General features: G+C 34.9%; 18 protein-coding genes. 7 read left to right on the top strand and 11 right to left on the bottom strand.

Features of this window, described 5'->3' with window-relative positions; translation table 11 throughout:
* Positions 1-16: 16 nt before the first annotated feature.
* Genes KA894_RS04230 through KA894_RS04220 form a run of 3 tightly spaced genes read left to right on the top strand, consistent with a single transcriptional unit; the run spans position 17 to position 2819 of the window.
* Positions 17-592: an ECF transporter S component gene (locus tag KA894_RS04230; RefSeq protein ID WP_119488078.1), complete on the top strand. Its 576-nt coding sequence runs from the start codon at positions 17-19 to the stop codon at positions 590-592.
* Positions 593-604: 12 nt separating this feature from the next.
* Entirely contained in the window at positions 605-2020 is a 1416-nt protein-coding gene (locus KA894_RS04225; RefSeq protein WP_119488079.1) for an ABC transporter ATP-binding protein, read from the top strand.
* Complete coding sequence (locus tag KA894_RS04220; protein ID WP_107644373.1) at positions 2013-2819, top strand: energy-coupling factor transporter transmembrane component T family protein; 807 nt, start codon at positions 2013-2015, stop codon at positions 2817-2819. The genes KA894_RS04225 and KA894_RS04220 overlap by 8 nt, the downstream gene beginning before the upstream one ends.
* A 437-nt stretch (positions 2820-3256) precedes the next feature.
* Here KA894_RS04220 and purD read toward each other — a convergent pair whose 3' ends face one another.
* The 11 genes from purD to purE are packed head-to-tail and all read right to left on the bottom strand — an operon-like array spanning position 3257 to position 14488.
* On the bottom strand, positions 3257-4495 hold the full coding sequence (gene purD, locus KA894_RS04215) for a phosphoribosylamine--glycine ligase (RefSeq protein ID WP_115342304.1): 1239 nt from the start codon (positions 4493-4495) through the stop codon (positions 3257-3259).
* Positions 4496-4518: 23 nt separating this feature from the next.
* Entirely contained in the window at positions 4519-5997 is a 1479-nt protein-coding gene (gene purH / locus KA894_RS04210) for a bifunctional phosphoribosylaminoimidazolecarboxamide formyltransferase/IMP cyclohydrolase (protein ID WP_119488080.1), read from the bottom strand.
* Positions 5998-6012: 15 nt separating this feature from the next.
* Positions 6013-6579, bottom strand: a complete 567-nt coding sequence (gene purN, locus KA894_RS04205) for a phosphoribosylglycinamide formyltransferase (protein ID WP_119488081.1) — start codon at positions 6577-6579, stop codon at positions 6013-6015.
* A 2-nt stretch (positions 6580-6581) separates the two neighbouring features.
* Positions 6582-7610, bottom strand: coding sequence for a phosphoribosylformylglycinamidine cyclo-ligase (purM, locus tag KA894_RS04200; protein WP_096810421.1), 1029 nt, complete (start codon positions 7608-7610; stop codon positions 6582-6584).
* Positions 7603-9090 (bottom strand): amidophosphoribosyltransferase, encoded by a 1488-nt coding sequence (gene purF, locus KA894_RS04195; RefSeq protein WP_096810422.1) that lies wholly within the window; start codon positions 9088-9090, stop codon positions 7603-7605. The genes purM and purF overlap by 8 nt, the downstream gene beginning before the upstream one ends.
* Positions 9069-11258 carry a phosphoribosylformylglycinamidine synthase subunit PurL gene (gene purL / locus KA894_RS04190; RefSeq protein ID WP_119488082.1) on the bottom strand — a complete coding sequence of 730 codons (2190 nt, stop codon included), beginning with the start codon at positions 11256-11258 and terminating at the stop codon, positions 9069-9071. The genes purF and purL overlap by 22 nt, the downstream gene beginning before the upstream one ends.
* Complete coding sequence (gene purQ, locus KA894_RS04185) at positions 11251-11922, bottom strand: phosphoribosylformylglycinamidine synthase I (protein WP_096810424.1); 672 nt, start codon at positions 11920-11922, stop codon at positions 11251-11253. The genes purL and purQ overlap by 8 nt, the downstream gene beginning before the upstream one ends.
* Positions 11922-12182: a phosphoribosylformylglycinamidine synthase subunit PurS gene (purS, locus tag KA894_RS04180; protein WP_096810425.1), complete on the bottom strand. Its 261-nt coding sequence runs from the start codon at positions 12180-12182 to the stop codon at positions 11922-11924. The genes purQ and purS overlap by 1 nt, the downstream gene beginning before the upstream one ends.
* A gap of 2 nt (positions 12183-12184) precedes the next feature.
* On the bottom strand, positions 12185-12886 hold the full coding sequence (gene purC / locus KA894_RS04175) for a phosphoribosylaminoimidazolesuccinocarboxamide synthase (protein WP_096810426.1): 702 nt from the start codon (positions 12884-12886) through the stop codon (positions 12185-12187).
* The gene (purK, locus tag KA894_RS04170) at positions 12886-14019 is read right to left on the bottom strand and encodes a 5-(carboxyamino)imidazole ribonucleotide synthase (RefSeq protein WP_119488083.1); all 1134 of its coding nucleotides are present in this window, start codon (positions 14017-14019) and stop codon (positions 12886-12888) included. The genes purC and purK overlap by 1 nt, the downstream gene beginning before the upstream one ends.
* A complete protein-coding gene (gene purE, locus KA894_RS04165; RefSeq protein WP_119488084.1) occupies positions 14006-14488 on the bottom strand; it encodes a 5-(carboxyamino)imidazole ribonucleotide mutase in 483 nt (160 codons plus the stop codon). Before purE ends, purK begins: the two co-directional genes overlap by 14 nt.
* A gap of 204 nt (positions 14489-14692) precedes the next feature.
* Here purE and folD point away from each other — a divergent pair, with 204 nt between their 5' ends.
* The 4 genes from folD to qoxB all read left to right on the top strand — a co-directional run bounded on the left by folD (position 14693) and on the right by qoxB (position 19852).
* Entirely contained in the window at positions 14693-15550 is an 858-nt protein-coding gene (gene folD / locus KA894_RS04160; RefSeq protein WP_096810429.1) for a bifunctional methylenetetrahydrofolate dehydrogenase/methenyltetrahydrofolate cyclohydrolase FolD, read from the top strand.
* Between the two features lie 607 nt (positions 15551-16157).
* Positions 16158-16475 (top strand): immunoglobulin-like domain-containing protein, encoded by a 318-nt coding sequence (locus tag KA894_RS04155; protein WP_119488085.1) that lies wholly within the window; start codon positions 16158-16160, stop codon positions 16473-16475.
* 267 nt (positions 16476-16742) lie between these two features.
* Positions 16743-17864: a cytochrome aa3 quinol oxidase subunit II gene (qoxA, locus tag KA894_RS04150; protein ID WP_096810431.1), complete on the top strand. Its 1122-nt coding sequence runs from the start codon at positions 16743-16745 to the stop codon at positions 17862-17864.
* On the top strand, positions 17864-19852 hold the full coding sequence (qoxB, locus tag KA894_RS04145) for a cytochrome aa3 quinol oxidase subunit I (RefSeq protein WP_096810432.1): 1989 nt from the start codon (positions 17864-17866) through the stop codon (positions 19850-19852). The genes qoxA and qoxB overlap by 1 nt, the downstream gene beginning before the upstream one ends.
* Positions 19853-19859: the final 7 nt, after the last annotated feature.

The raw sequence follows: 19859 nt of genomic DNA, 5'->3' as shown, positions 1-19859 counted from the left end.
TTTTGGAGGAGAATTTATGTCAAAAGGTTTAAAGCTATCAGAAATTTTAGTAACTGTACTTATAGCAGTTGTCTTTGCGCTTATTTATAATATATGGACTTTAGTTTATAAAGCTGTGCAGGTTTCAGGTCTTCATCTTGAAGAGCTCACATATGGCGCCTGGTTTATGGCAGCTATTGTGGCTTATTTAATTATACCGAAAGCTGGGATTGCTTTATTAGCTGAATTTGCTGCAGGCGCTGGAGAGACGATTGTTATGGGTAGATTTGATATTCCCACAATGGTATATGCGTTGCTTCAAGGATTAGCATGTGAAGTTATTTTCGCTATTTTTAGATATAAATCACGTTCTGCTATGGTAGCAATATTAGCAGGCCTTTTAGCCTCTATCTCTACACTTCCACTTGATTTTGCATATGGATATTTAGGAGAAATTGTTGGGTGGAATTTAACACTATATATCGCCTTTCGTTTAATTAGTGGTATTGTAGTTGCTGGATTATTATCTTATTATATCGTAAAAATATTAGATCAAACCGGTGTAACTAAATTATTTAGACCTGCAACCCAAAAAGATTATGACAATTTATAAGGAGCATGAAAGTTGATAGGAATTGAAAATCTACGATTAAAATACCCAAATGGGATTAAGAAAATATTCGACCATTTTTCACTAAATATACAAGATAAAGAAAAGCTACTTATACTTGGTCCATCTGGTTCAGGCAAAAGCACCCTACTTAATGTTTTAAGTGGTATTGTGCCGAATCTAATCGACTTACCCATGAAATACGATAAATTAGAAATTGATAGTAATTGCGGAGTTATTTTTCAAGACCCTGATAGTCAGTTTTGTATGCCAAAAGTATATGAAGAACTCGCTTTTGTTCTAGAAAACTTGCAAACACCTCGTCAAGAAATGGATGCGCTGATCGAATCAGCACTTGACTCTGTTGGTCTGAGTGTCAACAAAAATCAATATATCAACAATTTAAGTGGTGGCATGAAACAAAAGTTAGCTATTGCAGAAACATTACTTCAACAAGCAGATACACTCTTTTTAGATGAGCCTACTGCAATGTTAGATGTAGAAGCAACTGTTGAGTTATGGGATAAAATTAAATCGTTGTGGCAAAACCAAACAGTTATCATAGTAGAACATAAAGTAGAACATATATGGCAACACATAGATCGTGTCATATTATTAAATTATGATGGAGACATCGTAGCTGACGCGATGCCAGCTGAAATACTTAACAACTACGAACATCTATTATCTGAGTATGGCGTATGGCATCCTAAGGCATGGGATAGAGCACCCAAACCAATCGAGCTCGATCACAACCCAGAAACAAATAATAAGATATTCACTTTTGAAAAAGGCATCATTAAAAGAAGAAAACAATCACTTATCAATATTCCTAAGCTTGAGATTACGCAAGGAGAATGGATTACCATCACTGGTCCAAATGGTACAGGTAAAACATCACTATTAGAATCAATGATGCAACTAATTAAATATGATGGTAATATGTTTTTCAATCACAAAAAGCTCACTAAAATTAAAGACGCTTCCAAAAATATGTACTTAGTATATCAAAATCCAGAGCAACAATTTATTACACATTCAGTTTTTCAAGAAATTTTAATTCAAAACAAATCAAATTATCGTTCAAAAGCAGAGGCTGACGAAAAAACCAACACACTGCTCCGTTTGTTAAATTTAGAAGCTGTTAAAACGCAACATCCTTATGAATTATCTATTGGCCAAAAAAGAAGGCTAAGCGTAGCAATTGCTTTAAGTTCTTCATCCGATTTTATTTTATTGGATGAGCCTACTTTTGGTTTGGATAGTCACAATACCTTTAACCTAATCAAATTATTCCAACAACGTGTGAAAAATGGCCAATCTATTATAATGGTGACACACGATTCAGAAATTATTTCACGCTACCCTTCACGAAGATTATATGTGGAAAATAAGCGAATACTTGAAATCGAAGGTGATAAACATGTTTGAAATGTGGAAAAACCATTATTCCTTCATAGATGACGTGAATATCATTACTAAATTAACATTAGCCATTATTTTGTTTTTTTATATTATTTTTGTACATCAATTTGATTATATGGTTTACATTTGTTTATTAATGTTTATATTTTTATTACTTTTCAATGGTATAAAATTCAAAATTACATTAGCGTTTATTTTATTTACGATTATCTTTAGTTTAATTTCAGCACTATTTATGATTTTTTATGGCGACGGCACCCACATTCTATTTAAATTCGGATTTATTCAGATTAGTGTAGAAAGTTTAGTTAGAGGGCTTCATTTAGCATTACGTACAACAACCATATCATTCTTTGGTATTTTAATAGCATTTACATCAGAAATTGTTATGGTTTTTTATAGTCTCATGCAACATTTAAAAGTTAAACCAAAAGTTGCGTATGCTTTTATGGCTGCTATTCGAATGGTGCCATTAATGATTAGTTCTCTCGTACAACTTAGAAAATCCCTAAAAATGAGATATCAAATCATATCTAAACAAAATTATAATTTTTTAAATCGAATGAAACATCTTATTATCCCACTTTTAAGCCAAAATATTAGAAAAGCACATCAATTAGCTGTAGCAATGGAAAAAAAAGGGTTTAAAGATGGACCACGTACGTATTATTATTACGCGCCTTTCTCGTATAAAGATATTCTATTAATTATAATTGTCATCATTATTTTAATTGTTGCTTATTTTTTAGCACAACAATTACCTATTACAGGTATAAATGATGTCAGAATAACAAATATTTATTAACCATTACCTTTACTAGATCCAAAATTCGTTATTATCCAATTTTTAAAGCTAAGACAAAACTTAAACCACTTTGTCTTAGCTTTTTTCAATCTAACTACTTGGGTTAAATAATACATTTTTAATAAATTGCTATTCAGCCCTTTATATATTATATGTATTCATTTTAAAATAAATTGTCCAATCATAGCCATTGTAAAACAACATTTAACGTTTTAATAAAATCAAAACGAGACTACTCATCTCCTTTAGAATATAGGAAATCAGTAGCCTAGCTTATACTCTAATTTAATAAAGATATCAAAGCGCTCTAGTCGATAAATAGACTTGAATATACTGCGATATTATCAATAGATAACTGGTGTAAAAATGTGCTTATACTAAACCTTGAAGTTAATTTAGATTTCAGTATACGTCTATTTTAATGTGATAACATCTGCTTATTTAATTGCTTTATTACTAATGTCTTTGCGATAAAATAACGCTTCACTTTTTATTTTTTCTACAGCCTTATATGCATTTGCTTTCGCACTAACGATATCATGGCCCTCTCCGAGTGCTAATATAACACGGCCACCACTTGTAACGAAGTTATCTTTATCTTTTTTTAGACCACTAACAAAATAATTTCCATCTAAATTAAATCCAGACACTATTTTACCTTTTTCGTATTTACCTGGGTAGCCCTTTGAAGCAAGCATTACACCTACGATAGACGCATCTTTCCATTTAAATGTAATTTCTCTTTTAGCTTCTAAATCTAAAATATGTTGCATTAAATCGCTTTCCATTCGGGTTAGCAATACTTGCGCTTCTGGATCACCAAACCTTGCATTAAATTCGATTACTTTTGGGCCTTCATTTGTTAAAATCACGCCAATATAAAGTACACCGAAGAATATGTACCCTTCTTTATACATTGCTTGTGCGATAGGTTGAGCAATCTCTTGATTTGTACGTTCAAGTATCTTCTGATCGATATGTGGTACTGGGCAATACGCGCCCATTCCACCAGTATTTGGCCCTTTATCTTCATCAAATGCGCGTTTATGGTCTTGTGCAATACAATCGAATGGCACGACATAATCGCCGTTTACAAACGTCATTAATGAAAATTCTTCGCCTTCTAGGAATTGTTCAAAGACCACTGTACCTAACTCTTGTGAGTACAATAAATGAACCGCTTCAACCGCTTCCTCGTAATTTTCTGCAATAATAACACCCTTGCCTGCTGCTAAACCATCTTTCTTTAATACAACTGGGTATTCGCATGTTTCAATATATTGTAATGCATCAAACTTATTCGTGATTTCTTTATATTCTGCAGTAGGAATATTATATTTTTCCATTAACTGCTTTGCGAATAATTTTGAACCTTCAATCTGTGCTGCTGCTTTATTTGGACCAAACACTTTGATTTGTTTTGCCTGTAATTTGTCAGCTAAGCCATCCGTTAAAGGTTGTTCTGGTCCTATAATAACCCATGAAATGTTGTTTTCGTTAGCAAATTCGACAATTCGGTCATGTTCTGTTTCTGCTATTTCACTATGAACCTCTGCAATGTCTGACATTGCATCATTACCTGGAATTGCAAAAATTTTATTTACTAGTGAAGATTGGTTTAACTTATGCACTAAGATATGTTCTCTTCCACCTGTGCCAATAACTAGTACTTTCATAAATGGTTTTGCCTCCAATGTATTTAGTGTTTAAAATGCCTAACGCCAGTAGTTACCATTGCTATACCATGTTTATTTGCCATATCAATTGAATCTTGATCTTTAATAGACCCGCCCGGTTGTATGATTGCTTTAATACCATGTTGTGCTGCAAGTTCAACTGTATCATCCATTGGGAAAAATCCATCTGATACCATAACGACTTTGTCATTTATCTCAATCGCACGCTCAATAGCGATTTTAGCTGAACCTACACGATTCATTTGACCAGCGCCAATACCAACTGTTTGTTTATTGTTACATAAAATAATTGCATTACTTTTAACAGATGCGATGACTTTCCATCCAAGTAACATCGCATCCCATTGTGCCTCAGTAGGAGTGGCTTCAGTAACAACAGTCAAATCATTACGATGAACCACGACATTATCTTTATCTTGTACTAAATAACCACCAGAAACAGAAACAATCTCTTCTTCATTATTGTCAATTGTCATGTTAATTTCTAATAGCCTTATATTTTTCTTCTTACTTAAAATTTCTAACGCTTCTTGTGTGAAATGAGGTGCAATAATCACTTCTAGGAATATGCTGTGTAACGTTTCTGCCAATTTAGTATCAACACTTCTATTTAAAGCTACAATACCGCCAAAAATAGATTGGCTATCTGCTTCAAAAGCATATTGATATGCTTCAAATATTGTTTCACCAACGCCTACGCCGCAAGGATTCATATGTTTAACTGCTACGGCTGCTGGCGTTTCAAATTGCTTAACAAGTGAAAGCGCTGCATCAGCATCTTTGATATTATTGTAACTCAATTGTTTGCCATGTAATTGCTTAGCGCCACCTAGTGTGTGATTAGCTTCAGACGTGCGAACAAAAGATGCTTTTTGTTGTGGGTTTTCACCATATCTTAAACTTTCTTTATTATTTTTAAAGAAGTCAACTATTGCAGTATCATATTGATTTGTATGTTCAAACACCTTAATCATTAATGATTTTCTATAAGACTCATCTAATTGATTTACTTTCAATTTTTCGATAACTTCATTATAGTCTGCTGGATGTACAACAGTAGTTACATGTTTATAGTTTTTAGCTGCCGCACGCAACATAGTAGGACCACCAATATCTATATTTTCGATTGCCTCTTCTTCTGTAACATCTGGTTTAGCAACCGTTTCTTTAAATGGATATAAGTTAACCACAACGATATCTATCAAACCAATGTGCTGTTCTCTGAGTTGTTCTAAATGTTCTGGTTTATCACGATCTGCTAAGATACCACCATGAACAGCCGGGTGTAGTGTTTTTACTCGACCATCCATAATTTCATCGAAATGCGTTAATTCAGAAATAGATTTGACTGTAATATTCGCTTCAACTAAAGTGCGCATTGTACCACCAGTTGAATATAACTCATATCCTAATTGTTGTAATGATTGAGCAAATGCGACAATGCCCGTTTTATTAGATACACTTAAAATTGCCTTTTTCATTTTTATTGGCACCTCTTATTGAATAATTTTCGAAATAACTTCTGGATATAATGTATGTTCTAATGCTTTAATTCTTGTTTCTAATTGCTCTTTTGTGTCGCCCGGTTTAATATCACATATACGTTGTTCAATAATTTCTCCTGTATCCATCCCACTGTCTACATAATGTACTGTCGTACCTGTAATACTTTCTCCACTATTTAAAGCTTGCCCAACCGCATCTTTGCCACGATATTTGGGCAATAGTGAAGGATGAATGTTAATAATACGTTTTGGATACGCGTTTAAGATGTTTGCGCCGATTAATTTCATATATCCCGCTAAAACGATCCATTCTACCTTTTCAGCAGTTAACCATTCTATTATTTTACGTTCATAATCTGCTTTAGAATCAAAATTTTTAAGTTCGTTAATATGTACATCTAAATTGTACTTTCTTGCACGCTCTATACAATAAGCATCCACTCTATCTGTATATAAAGCAGTCACTTCAATTTGAGGTAATTTGCCTGCTACAACTTGCGACATGATACTTTCAAAATTACTTCCTGATCCTGAAGCAAAAATGGCTATGTTAGTCACTTTTATACCCCCATTAAGCGAATTGGCTCTTCGCCTTTAACTATTTCTCCGATTTTATAAGCATTTATCTGTTCGGCTTTTAATGCATCCAACACTTTAGATTCATCCTGAGCATCTACAATTAATGTAAAACCGATACCCATATTAAACACGTTATACATTTCTTCTTTTGTTATATCACCCTGGTTTTGTAGCCATTCGAATATTTTCGGCGTCGGGAACTGCGTTACGTCAATCATTGCAGTTACACCGTTTGGCAATGCTCTAGGTATATTCTCAATAAATCCGCCACCAGTGATGTGTGTCATGGCATGTATTTGTATTTGTTTTTTTACTGTTAATACAGGTTTGACATACAAGCGTGTAGGCTCTAGAAAAACATCTAAATACGTGCGATCTACATCAAATTTATCTTGTAAATTAACACCAGATTTTTTAATGATATTTCTAACTAAACTGTAACCATTTGAATGTATCCCACTCGATTCAAGTCCAATAATTACATGACCTGGTTTTACCGTAGAACCATCTATATAAGCCTCTTTTTCAACTGCACCTACTGCAAAGCCAGCTAAATCATATTCACCTTCGTGATACATTTCTCCCATTTCTGCAGTTTCACCGCCGATAAGCGCTGTATTCGTTTCTTCACAACCGTCGCTAACCCCTTTGACGATTTGTTCTATCACTTCTGGAATTACTTTGTTTGTAGCAATATAATCTAAAAAATATAAAGGTTCTGCACCAGTCGTTAAAATATCGTTAACGCACATCGCAACTGCATCGATACCAATCGTATCGTGTTTGTCATTATCAATTGCTAACTTTAATTTAGTACCAACGCCATCGGTACCTGAAACGAGTAACGGCGCTTTCATATTTAATTGAGATAAATCAAACGTAGCACCAAAACCGCCCAATCCACCTAATACTTCTTTTCGCATTGTTCTTTGAACGTGACTTGACATACGTTCAACTGCTTCATATCCTGCGTTAATATCAACACCTGCTTGTTGGTATGCTTTAGACATTTAAATTACCCTCTCTATCAAAGTATTGTTTATGATTTGCTAAATATTCTTTTTGGCGTTCGCTTAAATTTTCAAGATAATCTTTTTCATAATCATAAAGACCAGCAGGGTAATCACCAGTAAAGCTTTCCACACATAGCCCCTTGTATGGCGCGTCTACTTCAAGGCCGATAGAATCGATTAAGCCATCTACTGTTAAATAAGCTAAAGAGTCAGACCCAATGTGATTACTAATTTCTTCTGGTGATTTGTTCGCTGATATAAGTTCAGCTGTTGTTGAGACATCTATGCCATAAAAACTTGGAAACATAAACTCAGGAGAAGCGATACGTACATGCACTTCATTTGCGCCAGAATCTTTAAGCATCTGAACGATGCGTTTACTTGTAGTACCTCTTACAATTGAATCATCTACCAGTACAATATTTTTGCCTTGCACAATATCTTTTACAGCTGATAATTTAACTCTCACGCCTTGTTCGCGTAACTCTTGTGTCGGTTGAATAAACGTGCGTGCTACATATTGATTTTTCACTAAGCCCATTTCATAAGGTAAACCACTCTGCTCAGCATAACCTGAGGCTGCTGAAAGCGAGGAATTGGGGACGCCAATAACCATGTCTGCATTTTCAACTGGGCTTTCTAAAGCTAATTGCTTACCTGATTGTTTTCGGATTGCATGAACATTTTTTCCTGCGATGGTAGAATCTGGTCTAGCAAAATAAATATATTCCATAGCTGATATTGCTGTATTTGTATGTCTCGTATATGATTCCACGCGAATACCTTCGTCGTCGATAACAACATATTCACCAGCATGAATATCTCTCACAAACTCTGCACCTAAAACATCAATAGCGCATGTCTCACTTGCAAGGATATATGAGCCTGTTTTCATCTTGCCTACTACTAATGGTCTGATAGCATTTGGATCAACAGCACCATATAAAGCATCTTTTGTTAACAATGCAAATGTAAAACCACCTTTGATTTTACGTAAACTCTCTTGTAATGCCGCTTCAAATGTAGGCGCTTTACTTCTACGAATTAAATGCATAATTACTTCTGTATCTGATGAAGAATGGAAAATAGAACCTTGATGTTCAAGCGATCTTCTTAAACTTTGTGCGTTAATTAAGTTTCCGTTATGACAAACTGCAACGCTCATATCGTAAAAATGATATAAAAATGGTTGAATATTTTCTATACCTTTATTACCTGATGTTGCATATCGTACATGGCCAATCGCATGTTGATAGGATTTAAATGATTCTAATTGTGTGTCTGAAATAGCCTCAGTCAAAAGACCAAGTCCTCTTTCTCCAATAAGTGTCTCTCCATTTGAACACACCATTCCTGCGCCCTCTTGACCTCTATGTTGTAAACTATGTAGCCCCATATAAGTCAGTTGTGCTGCTTCATGGTGATTCCAGATGCCAAAAACACCACACTCTTCGTTTAATCCGTTGTAGTCATACATTTAGGAATAGCTCCTTCCCATAGTTCATTCAATTCATTAACATCACGTGTTACTTTAGTATTTTTGTTAGAAACTACAAATTTTCCATCTTGTGTAAATGACCCAACCTTGATTGCGCAATCAAGATCTAATGATTGGTTCTCTTTTACGGAAACAATATAACGTCCTTGCGTTTCGCTGAACAGTTGTTCATTCGTAAGCGCTAGTTCTACTTCTAGCCCTAATTGATAATGCGCACTTAAACGAGCAAACGTCATTAATAATCCGCCTTTTCCAACTGTTTGAACATGAGAAGCTACACCGTTACGAATTGCAGTTTTAATTGCTTCACCTTTATGTACCTCACCTGATAAATCTATCGCTTCAAATTCATGATTCACTTTACTATATAGCAATTTCTCAATTTGACTGCCACCAAAATCATCATTTGTATCACCCACGATATAAAGTGTGTCGCCTGCTTTTGGTGAGAAATCAGTTAAATAATCAATGTCTTCAATTAATCCAACCATACCAACTACTGGTGTTGGGAATATTGACGTTTCTTTTGTTTCATTATAAAGTGAAACATTTCCAGACACTACTGGCGTACTCAATATTTCACAAGCTTCTGACATACCTTTTGTAGAATCAGCTAATTGTTGATAAATTTCCTTTTTCTCTGGCGAACCGTAATTTAGGCAATCAGTCATAGCTAAAGGCGTAGCACCAACAGAAATTAAATTGCGATACGCTTCTGCAACAACCATTTTCCCCCCTTCATAAGGGTTGTTGAACACATAACGCGCTTCACCGTCAATCGTAGATGCGATTGCTTTATTAGTGCCTTCTACTCGAACTACAGATGATTGTAATCCTGGTTTCACAATTGTATTAGCACCGACTTGTTGATCATATTGTTCATATAAATATCGCTTTGAAGCAATCGTTGGATGTTGTAATAAACGTTCAAATACATCTTCTACATCAATATGACTGTAATCATTCTTACTAGCATTATATTGTGGCGCTACTCCTTCTAAGACATAAACAGGCGCTTCATCAGATAAAGGTTGAACAGGTATATCAGCGAAAACGTCGCCTTCATATGTAAGTACAAAACGATCTGTATCTGTCACCTCTCCAATTACAGCGCTATCTAATTCATGTTTATCAAAAAGGTCTAAGAATTTGTCTTCCGTACCTTTTTCTACTACTAAAAGCATGCGTTCTTGTGTTTCTGATAACATCATTTCATACGGAGAAATACCTTGTTCTCTCGTTGGCACCTTCTCTAGTTGTAAATGTAAACCGCTACCACCTTTTGCTGCCATTTCTGAAGAAGATGACGTCAAACCGGCTGCTCCCATGTCTTGGATACCTACCAATTCTTCGAAAGTTATCGCTTCTAAAGTTGCTTCCATTAATTTTTTACCAACAAATGGATCACCAATTTGTACTGAAGGTCGCTTACTTTCACTATCTTCACTTAATTCTTCAGATGCAAAAGTTGCCCCGTGAATACCATCACGTCCTGTTTTTAATCCAACATAGATAACTGAATTTCCGTTACCTTTAGCGGTGCCTTTTTGAATTTTATCGTGGTCAATAATACCTACACACATAGCATTTACCAATGGATTACCATCATATCTGTCGTCAAACTCTATTTCACCAGCTGTTGTTGGTATGCCAATACAGTTACCATAACCACCAATGCCAGCTACCACACCACGTAATAAGCGACGATTTTGCTTTTCTGTTAATTCGCCAAAACGTAAGCTATTTAACAAATTAATTGGTCTAGCGCCGATTGAAACAATATCTCTGATAATACCCCCAACACCAGTGGCAGCACCTTGATACGGTTCTACAGCTGATGGATGGTTATGAGATTCAACTTTGAAAACTACCGCTTGATTATCCCCGATATCAACGACACCAGCACCTTCACCAGGCCCCATTAATACATGTTCCCCTGATGTTGGGAATTGAGTTAAAAACGGCTTAGAATGTTTATACGAACAATGTTCACTCCACATTACAGAAAAAATACCAATTTCAGTAAAATTTGGTTCACGTCCTAAAATTTCACAAACTTTGTCGTATTCTGCCTCTGACAAGCCCATATCTTTGTATAATTTTTCTAATTTAATTTCTTCAACACTCGGTTCGATAAACTTAGACATTTTGTTCCCTCCAACTATTCACCATTGCTTCAAATAATCTTACGCCACTGTCTGTTCCTAATATAGTTTCAATTGCACGTTCAGGATGAGGCATCATACCACAAACATTACCTTTTTCATTTACAATTCCTGCAATATCATTATACGAACCATTTGGATTATCCATATATTTTAAAATAATTTGATTATTCGCTTCTAATTTGTCATACATTTCAGATGTGCAGTAGTAATGTCCTTCGCCATGTGCTACTGGATAAACAACAACCTCATTCTCACTATATAAATTTGTATATGGCGTTTGGTTATTAACCACTTTCAAAGACTCATTTCGGCTTACAAATAAATGTGAATCATTGTGCAATAAAGCGCCAGGGAGTAAACCAATTTCAGTAAGTATTTGGAAACCATTGCAAACACCTAATACTGGTTTACCTTCTTCTGCAAAACGTTTCACTTCTTCAGTAATAGGAGCAACACTTGCCATGGCACCTGATCGTAAGTAGTCACCAAATGAAAAGCCTCCAGGAATAAGCACACCATCATACCCCTCTAACGATATATTCCTATAATCTACATACTCCGCTTGGACTCCTGATTTTACTGCTGCATTATACATATCTCTATCACAATTGGAACCTGGAAATTTTAGCACTGCAAATTTCATTATGCTTTCTCTCCTTCTTCCAATACTTTATAGCTATATTCTTCAATTACTGTATTTGCAAATAGTTTTTCACTTAAAGTAGTAACAACGTTATGTACCGCAGCATCTGTCGCTTCATCTACTGTCATATATAGTACTTTACCAACACGAATATCATTCACTTGTGTGTAGCCTAAATCATGTACTGCACGATTTAACGCTTGTCCTTGTGTATCTAAAACCTGTGGTTGTAATGTGATATGCAATTCAATTGTCTTCATTTTTAAAGTTCCTCCAATTTATTAAGAAAAGTTTGATAAGTTTCTATGATTGAGCCAGTATCCTCACGATAAACATCTTTATCGAAGTTAGTATCACTGTATTTATCCCAAATACGGCATGTGTCTGGTGAAATTTCATCTGCTAAAATAATTTGACCACTTTTATTTCGACCAAATTCTATTTTGAAATCGACCAATCTCAATTCCATTTCATCCATTAATTGAACTAACACAGCGTTTATTGCTTTTGCTGCATTTTTTAATAATTCAATATCTTCTTCACTTGCTAAATGTAATAATTGGATATGATCTTCTGTAATTAAAGGATCATTTAAGTTGTCATTCTTATAGAAGAATTCCACAAGCGGGCTTTCAAATTCATGTCCTTTTTCAAACCCTAAACGCTTAGTGATAGAACCTGCAGCGATATTTCTCACTACTACTTCCAAAGGGATAATATCAACTGATTTTACAAGTTGCTCCGTTTCTGATGTCTGCTCGATAAAATGACTCTCTATACCACGTGCTTTAATAAAATTGAAGATTCTAGAAGTAATTTGATTATTCAAGCGTCCTTTACCTTCTATATAATCTTTTTTTGCACCATTACCTGCTGTCACTTCATCTTTATATTCGACACGAAGTACACCAGGTTGCTCTGTTGAAAAGATTCGTTTAGCTTTCCCTTCATATAATAAAGACATTATTTATGTCTCCCTTCAAAATGATTTAACAAAGCCTGTTCAGTTTGATCTACATCATTCGTTAGCATCGTGAGATGTCCCATTTTTCTATCAGGCTTACGGTTTATTTTTCCATATATGTGTACATGCCATTCAGGATGGTCCCCAAACTCATTTTCTAGTAAATCTAAGTCTCTACCTAATAAGTTCATCATTACGCTAGGTTTTAATAAATTAATCTTTTCTGGTAGGCGTTGACCTGTAACCGCCAATATATGTGTATCAAACTGCGAATAATCACACGCTTCTATGGAATAATGTCCAGAATTATGCGGTCGTGGTGCAATCTCGTTTACAAATAAATGATTGTTTGAATCTATGAAAAATTCCACCGTAAATGTCCCAATAAAGTGTACATGTTCAATTATTTTTTCAACTTCATTTCGCGCCTCTTGTTCTTTTTGGACATCGACACGTGCAGGAACAATCGTCTTAAATAATATTTGATTTTGATGTTCATTCTCTTGTAGAGGAAAATAAGTAATTTGGTTATTATTACCAATTGTTACTGTAAGCGAAACTTCCTTTTGCAAATCTAAAAATTGTTCAGCAACACATTCTTGCTTTTCAACTAATACTTTTGCTTTATTCAAATCTGATTCATTAGTAATAAGTTCTTGACCTTTGCCATCATAACCACCAAATCTTGTTTTTATGATAAATGGAAAACCAATTTCTTCTATAGCACGAGTTAAATCATTTGGGTCTGATAACTTTATAAATGGCGCTATTTGCGTTTGAGCATTTTGCAACGTTTGTTTTTCAACTAATCTATCTTGTAATAATTGAATCGCTTGGTAACCTTGAGGAATATTATATTTAGAGACTAGCGTTTGTAATTGACTAGCCGAGATATTTTCAAATTCATAAGTGATCACGTCAGACAATTCACCTAATTGCGCAAGTGATTGTTCGTCATCATAGTTGGCATTTATAAATTGATGTGCTACATATTGACACGGACAATTTTCATCAGGATCTAGCACAATGACTTTATAACCCATCTTCTGTGCTGATTGTGCCATCATTTTCCCTAATTGTCCTCCACCGATAATGCCAATCGTTGATCCAAATGGTAATTTACTGAAGTTCATGTTGCATTTCACTCACTTTCTCAATCAGTGATTTTTCGTAATTTTCCAAATTCTTTTGGATATATTTATTACCAATACTGAGCATTCTGGCAGCTAAAACACCTGCATTTTTAGCTCCTGCTTTACCTATAGCTGTTGTCGCAACTGGAATACCGCCTGGCATTTGTACAATAGACAAGAGAGAATCCAAACCTTTTAAACTTTTAGATTCAATTGGCACGCCTATGACTGGTAATGTTGTCATTGATGCAACCATACCTGGTAAATGTGCTGCACCACCTGCTCCAGCAATAATGACGTCGTAACCATTATCTCTGGCTCCTTTAGAAAACTCATACATTAATTGAGGCGTACGATGTGCTGAAACTACTTTCTTTTCGTACGGTATTTCTAGTTGTTCTAACATTTGGCAACTTTCTTTCATAGTCTCCCAATCGGAAGAACTACCCATTATGACTACCACTTTCAAAATGAACACCCTTTCAGAAATTTGAAATGTTATGACTATTAGATGTATATTACAGATATAGCATAACAACTAAAAAACGCTTTTTCAATCAAAAATCGAACTTTAAAGTTAAAAAAACATTAAATTTACGTCTTTTGGTTGAAAAACGTGGTGTTATTTATGTTAAAGTTAAGTAAAGTTCATACATTGGAGGAGGATTTTTTCATGGTCGCAAAAGTTTTAGACGGGAAACAAATCGCAAAGGATTACAGACAAGGTCTAAAAGACCAAGTCGAAGCTTTACAAGCGAAGGGTTATACACCAAAATTATCAGTTATTCTTGTAGGTAATGATGGCGCAAGTCAAAGTTATGTGAATTCTAAAAAGAAAGCAGCAGAAAAGATCGGTATGATTTCAGAAATTGTACATTTAGATGAATCTGCTTCAGAAGAAAAAGTTTTAAGCGAACTTAAACGCTTAAATGAAGATGACAGTGTAAGTGGCATTTTAGTTCAAGTACCACTACCAGAACAAGTAAGTGAACAAAAAGTTTTAGAATCAATTAATCCAGCTAAGGATGTTGACGGGTTCCACCCTGAAAATATTGGTAAACTTTATATCGACCAACAGACTTTCGTTCCTTGTACCCCTCTAGGTATTATGGAATTACTAAACCATGCTGATATTGATTTAGAAGGAAAAGATGCAGTCGTCATTGGCCGTAGCCACATTGTTGGTCAGCCAGTATCGAAATTATTATTACAAAAAAATGCTTCAGTTACGATTCTTCATTCAAGAACTAAAGACATGCATCAACATTTAAAAAATGCTGATGTTATCGTTAGTGCTGTAGGTCGTCCAGGGCTTGTAACTAAAGATGATGTAAAAGAAGGCGCAGTTGTTATCGACGTAGGAAACACACCGGATGAAAATGGCAAATTAAAAGGTGATATTGCATACGATGAAGTTAAAGAAATAGCAGGTGCTATTACACCAGTTCCAGGTGGTGTTGGCCCTATGACGATTACAATGGTATTAAATAATACACTTATTGCAGAAAAAATGCGTAGAGGTATCGAATAATACGCTTTTTATTTGAATAAAAATAAATGGGCCCGGGTCATAAATAATGCTTGGGCTCGTTTATTATATAGACAATAGATAATATACAAAGTGTCACTTCTAAATAACACTTTTAAAACATTAATTCTCTAAAGTGCGTTTTCTTTCATATCATTTTAAATTCTTATATGTTTAGATAACAGAAGTATTACAAATAAAAAATGTCAATTAACATATAATAAATGATTGGCTTCTAACTAATTGATAATGAATATAGCAAAATGGCTTATAATTATAGCCAGCGCAATTTTATATAAATTTACAGTAACGCATCTTGAAATATCTTTTTATAATAAATTCACTTCTATCTACTGAAAACTTACTAACATTACAACACAGTTTTATAAACAGAATAATTATTTTCTTCTTATTAGATTCATATATGAACGTTTGCCAATTTCTATCACTATATGCGAATTATTACATTTAATTGAATTTTTTCTGAAAATTATAACTGAATTTACACTTCTACGTTATATTAGGACTATAGTACGATGTTTTATCATCTAAAATAAAATATAGTGTAATTAAGGTAAAATTAAATGACGCTCATACGGAGGTTTACGTTATGAACAAATTACTACAGTCATTATCAGCATTAGGTGTCTCTGCCACACTCGTTTCACCTAACCTTAGCGCAGAAGCTACAGAAAATTCTATACCTGAGTTAAAAGGAACGAACGATATAGTAATAGATAAAGGGAATAACTACAATCTATTAAATGGTGTACGTGCGTATGATAAAGAAGATGGTGACTTAACGCATAAAATCATAGTAGATGGTCAAATTAATACAGATAAAAAAGGAAAATATAAAGTTGAATACAAAGTAGAAGATTCAGAAGGCGCTATAAATAAATCTGTAAGGTATATCGAAGTAAAATAAACGAGTCTATTCATACATATCTGATTACAATATTGAGTGCTAATCAGTAAACAAATAGTGTGAAATTATCCTATTGCCTTAAATATGACACTTTTCACAAAATGTACACATAATTTTAACAAATCTTTAAAAGCCCGTCAGACGTTGAGTTTGTTGGGTTTCTTTTAATTTTACAATATTTTTTTTTACACAAACACTTGTAAATATTGCGTAATATCTTAAAATTGATGGTAAGCCCTACAATTGTAGTATTAGGAGGTCAAAAAAGTGTCAAAATTTAAGTCTTTGCTTCTACTCTTTGGCTCACTAATTGTACTTAGTGGCTGTTCCAATGTAGAAGTTTTAAACCCAAAAGGGCCGGTAGCAAGTGACTCGAAGTTCTTGATTATTTACTCAATCATCTTCATGCTTGTTATTATTGCCGCCGTGCTTATCATGTTTGCTCTGTTTCTATATAAATATAGATTACACAAAACAGACGAATCTGGTAAGATGCACCACAATTCTTTAATTGAAACAATTTGGTTTGTTATCCCGGTAATCATTGTTATCGCTTTAGCTATTCCTACAGTAAAATCACTTTACATGTATGAAGAAACGCCGGAAAAACAAGACGATCCCCTTGTTGTCTATGCAACAAGCGCTGGTTATAAGTGGTTCTTCAGCTATCCTGAAGAAAAAGTTGAAACTGTTAACCACTTAACCATACCTAAAGATCGACCTGTTGTCTTCAAACTCCAATCAATGGATATGATGACAAGTTTCTGGATTCCACAGTTAGGTGGTCAAAAATATGCGATGACTGGAATGACAATGGATTGGACTTTAACTGCTAGCGAAGAAGGAACGTTCAGAGGACGTAACTCAAACTTCAACGGTGAAGGATTCGCTCGCCAAACATTTGATGTCAATTCAGTTAGCCAAAGTGAATTTAAGGATTGGGTAAAAGATGCTCAAAGTCAAAAGGAATTAGATCAAGATACTTTTGATAAACAACTTTTACCAACTACTGAAAACAAAAACTTAACTTTCAGTGGTACGCATATGGCGTTTGTTGATCCAGCAGCTGATCCTGAGTATATTTTCTATGCTTATGATCGTTTCAATTACGTACAGAAAGATCCAAACTTTAATACACCAAAAGAAATAAAAGAGGACGTATTAGATAAACCTAATAAACCTGCACGTAAGCCACAAATCACAAACGCAAACTACGAACGTCATGGTATGAAAGCTATGATTCTAGGCAATAATGAACCATATAATAGTGAGTTTAAAGATGAAGAATCACATAATATGGACGAAATGGAAAAAATCTCAGAAGGTGCTAAAGACGAACAAGCATCAGAGTCTGAGAAAAAAGACCATGAACATGGAGGTGGACATTAATGAATTTCCCATGGGATCAATTGCTCGTTCAAGGTAACTGGATGATTACAATGGCACAAATTGGTGCACCGTTCGCTATCATCGCAGTGATCGCAGTAATTACTTACTTTAAATTGTGGAAATATCTATACAGAGAATGGTTCACATCTATTGACCATAAAAAAATCGGCGCTATGTATTTAATCTGTGCTGTATTAATGTTCGTGCGTGGCGGTATTGATGCCTTAATGATGCGTACACAATTAGCAATTCCAGATAATACATTTTTAGAAGGAAACCATTATAATGAAGTCTTTAGTACGCATGGCGTAATAATGATTATCTTTATGGCAATGCCTTTCATTTTTGGTTTATGGAATGTTATTGTACCTTTACAAATTGGTGCAAGAGACGTTGCATTCCCTGTATTAAATAACGTAAGTTTCTGGTTATTCTTCTCAGGTATGTTGTTATTCAACTTATCATTTATAATCGGAGGCTCACCTGCAGCTGGTTGGACGAACTACGCACCACTCGCAGGAGAATTCAGTCCAGGACCTGGGGTCAACTACTACCTTATCGCAATACAGATTTCTGGTATAGGTACCCTAATGACTGGTATTAACTTCTTTGTAACAATACTTAGATGTAAAACACCTACAATGAAATTTATGGAAATGCCAATGTTTACGGTTACTACTTTCATTACAGCATTAATCGTTATCTTGGCTTTCCCAGTACTAACAGTGGCATTAGCACTGTTCACAACAGATAGAATCTTCGATACTGCATTCTTTACAGTCGCAAATGGCGGTATGCCAATGTTATGGGCTAACTTCTTCTGGGTATGGGGGCACCCCGAAGTTTATATCGTTATCCTGCCTGCATTCGGTATTTATTCAGAAATTATTCCAACATTTGCTCGTAAACGTCTGTTCGGTCACCAAAGTATGGTATGGGCAACAGCAGGTATCGCATTCCTTAGTTTCTTAGTTTGGGTTCACCATTTCTTCACAATGGGTAATGGTGCATTAATTAACTCATTCTTCTCAATCACAACCATGCTGATTGGTATCCCAACCGGTGTTAAATTATTTAACTGGTTATTCACTTTATATCAAGGTAGAATTACGTTTGAATCGCCAATGTTATTTGCACTAGCATTCATCCCTAACTTCTTACTTGGTGGTGTAACTGGTATCATGCTTGCAATGGCAGCAGCTGACTATCAGTACCATAATACGTACTTCTTAGTAGCACACTTCCACTACACGTTAGTAGCTGGTGTTGTATTTGCTTGTTTAGGTGCGCTCATATTCTGGTGGCCTAAGATGACTGGATTTAAGTTAAACGAAACATTAAACAAATGGAGTTTCTGGTTATTTATGATTGGATTTAACGTTTGTTTCTTACCTCAATTCATCCTTGGATTAGATGGTATGCCACGTCGTTTATACACTTATATGCCAGAAGACGGCTGGTGGTTGTTAAACGCAATCTCTACTGTCGGTGCGCTCATGATGGCATTAGGCTTTATGTTCTTAGTTGCTAGTATCGTATATAGCTTCTTCAAATCACCACGTGAAGCTACTGGTGATAACTGGTACGGTTTGGGACGTACATTAGAGTGGTCAACTGCTTCAGCGATGCCACCTAAATACAACTTTGCTGTTACACCAGACTGGAATGACTATGATACATTTGTAAATATGAAAGAACACGGTAGACACTACTTAGATAATCACAACTACACTGATATCCATATGCCAAATAATACGCCAGTTGGTTTCTGGATGGGAATTTTCTTCACAATCGGGGGCTTCTTCCTTGTCTTTGAAACAATTATTCCAGCTGTTATTTGCTTAATAGGTATCTTTGGCACTATGATTTTCCGCAGTTTCCAAGTAGACCACGGTTATCATATCCCAGCTTCTGAAGTAGCAGAAACCGAAAAACGTTTACGTGAAGCACGTATAAAAGAAAGGGAGGCTGTAAGTCATGAGTCATGATGCAAAC

The organism is Staphylococcus sp. GDY8P131P (genome assembly GCF_017891975.1).
Classification (GTDB): domain Bacteria; phylum Bacillota; class Bacilli; order Staphylococcales; family Staphylococcaceae; genus Staphylococcus; species Staphylococcus nepalensis.
The sequence above is the reverse complement of the archived record's forward strand: the minus strand, read 5'-3'. Positions and strand labels throughout refer to the sequence as shown.

What these genes read in the sequence shown, in the direction of transcription:
- KA894_RS04230 (WP_119488078.1), top strand. Translation starts at nt 17, where the DNA reads ATGTCAAAAGGTTTAAAGCTATCAGAAATTTTAGTAACTGTACTTATA.
- KA894_RS04220 (WP_107644373.1), top strand. Translation starts at nt 2,013, where the DNA reads ATGTTTGAAATGTGGAAAAACCATTATTCCTTCATAGATGACGTGAAT.
- purD (WP_115342304.1), bottom strand. Translation starts at nt 4,495, where the DNA reads ATGAAAGTACTAGTTATTGGCACAGGTGGAAGAGAACATATCTTAGTG.
- purH (WP_119488080.1), bottom strand. Translation starts at nt 5,997, where the DNA reads ATGAAAAAGGCAATTTTAAGTGTATCTAATAAAACGGGCATTGTCGCA.
- purM (WP_096810421.1), bottom strand. Translation starts at nt 7,610, where the DNA reads ATGTCTAAAGCATACCAACAAGCAGGTGTTGATATTAACGCAGGATAT.
- purF (WP_096810422.1), bottom strand. Translation starts at nt 9,090, where the DNA reads ATGTATGACTACAACGGATTAAACGAAGAGTGTGGTGTTTTTGGCATC.
- purL (WP_119488082.1), bottom strand. Translation starts at nt 11,258, where the DNA reads ATGTCTAAGTTTATCGAACCGAGTGTTGAAGAAATTAAATTAGAAAAA.
- purQ (WP_096810424.1), bottom strand. Translation starts at nt 11,922, where the DNA reads ATGAAATTTGCAGTGCTAAAATTTCCAGGTTCCAATTGTGATAGAGAT.
- purS (WP_096810425.1), bottom strand. Translation starts at nt 12,182, where the DNA reads ATGAAGACAATTGAATTGCATATCACATTACAACCACAGGTTTTAGAT.
- purC (WP_096810426.1), bottom strand. Translation starts at nt 12,886, where the DNA reads ATGTCTTTATTATATGAAGGGAAAGCTAAACGAATCTTTTCAACAGAG.
- purK (WP_119488083.1), bottom strand. Translation starts at nt 14,019, where the DNA reads ATGAACTTCAGTAAATTACCATTTGGATCAACGATTGGCATTATCGGT.
- folD (WP_096810429.1), top strand. Translation starts at nt 14,693, where the DNA reads ATGGTCGCAAAAGTTTTAGACGGGAAACAAATCGCAAAGGATTACAGA.
- KA894_RS04155 (WP_119488085.1), top strand. Translation starts at nt 16,158, where the DNA reads ATGAACAAATTACTACAGTCATTATCAGCATTAGGTGTCTCTGCCACA.
- qoxB (WP_096810432.1), top strand. Translation starts at nt 17,864, where the DNA reads ATGAATTTCCCATGGGATCAATTGCTCGTTCAAGGTAACTGGATGATT.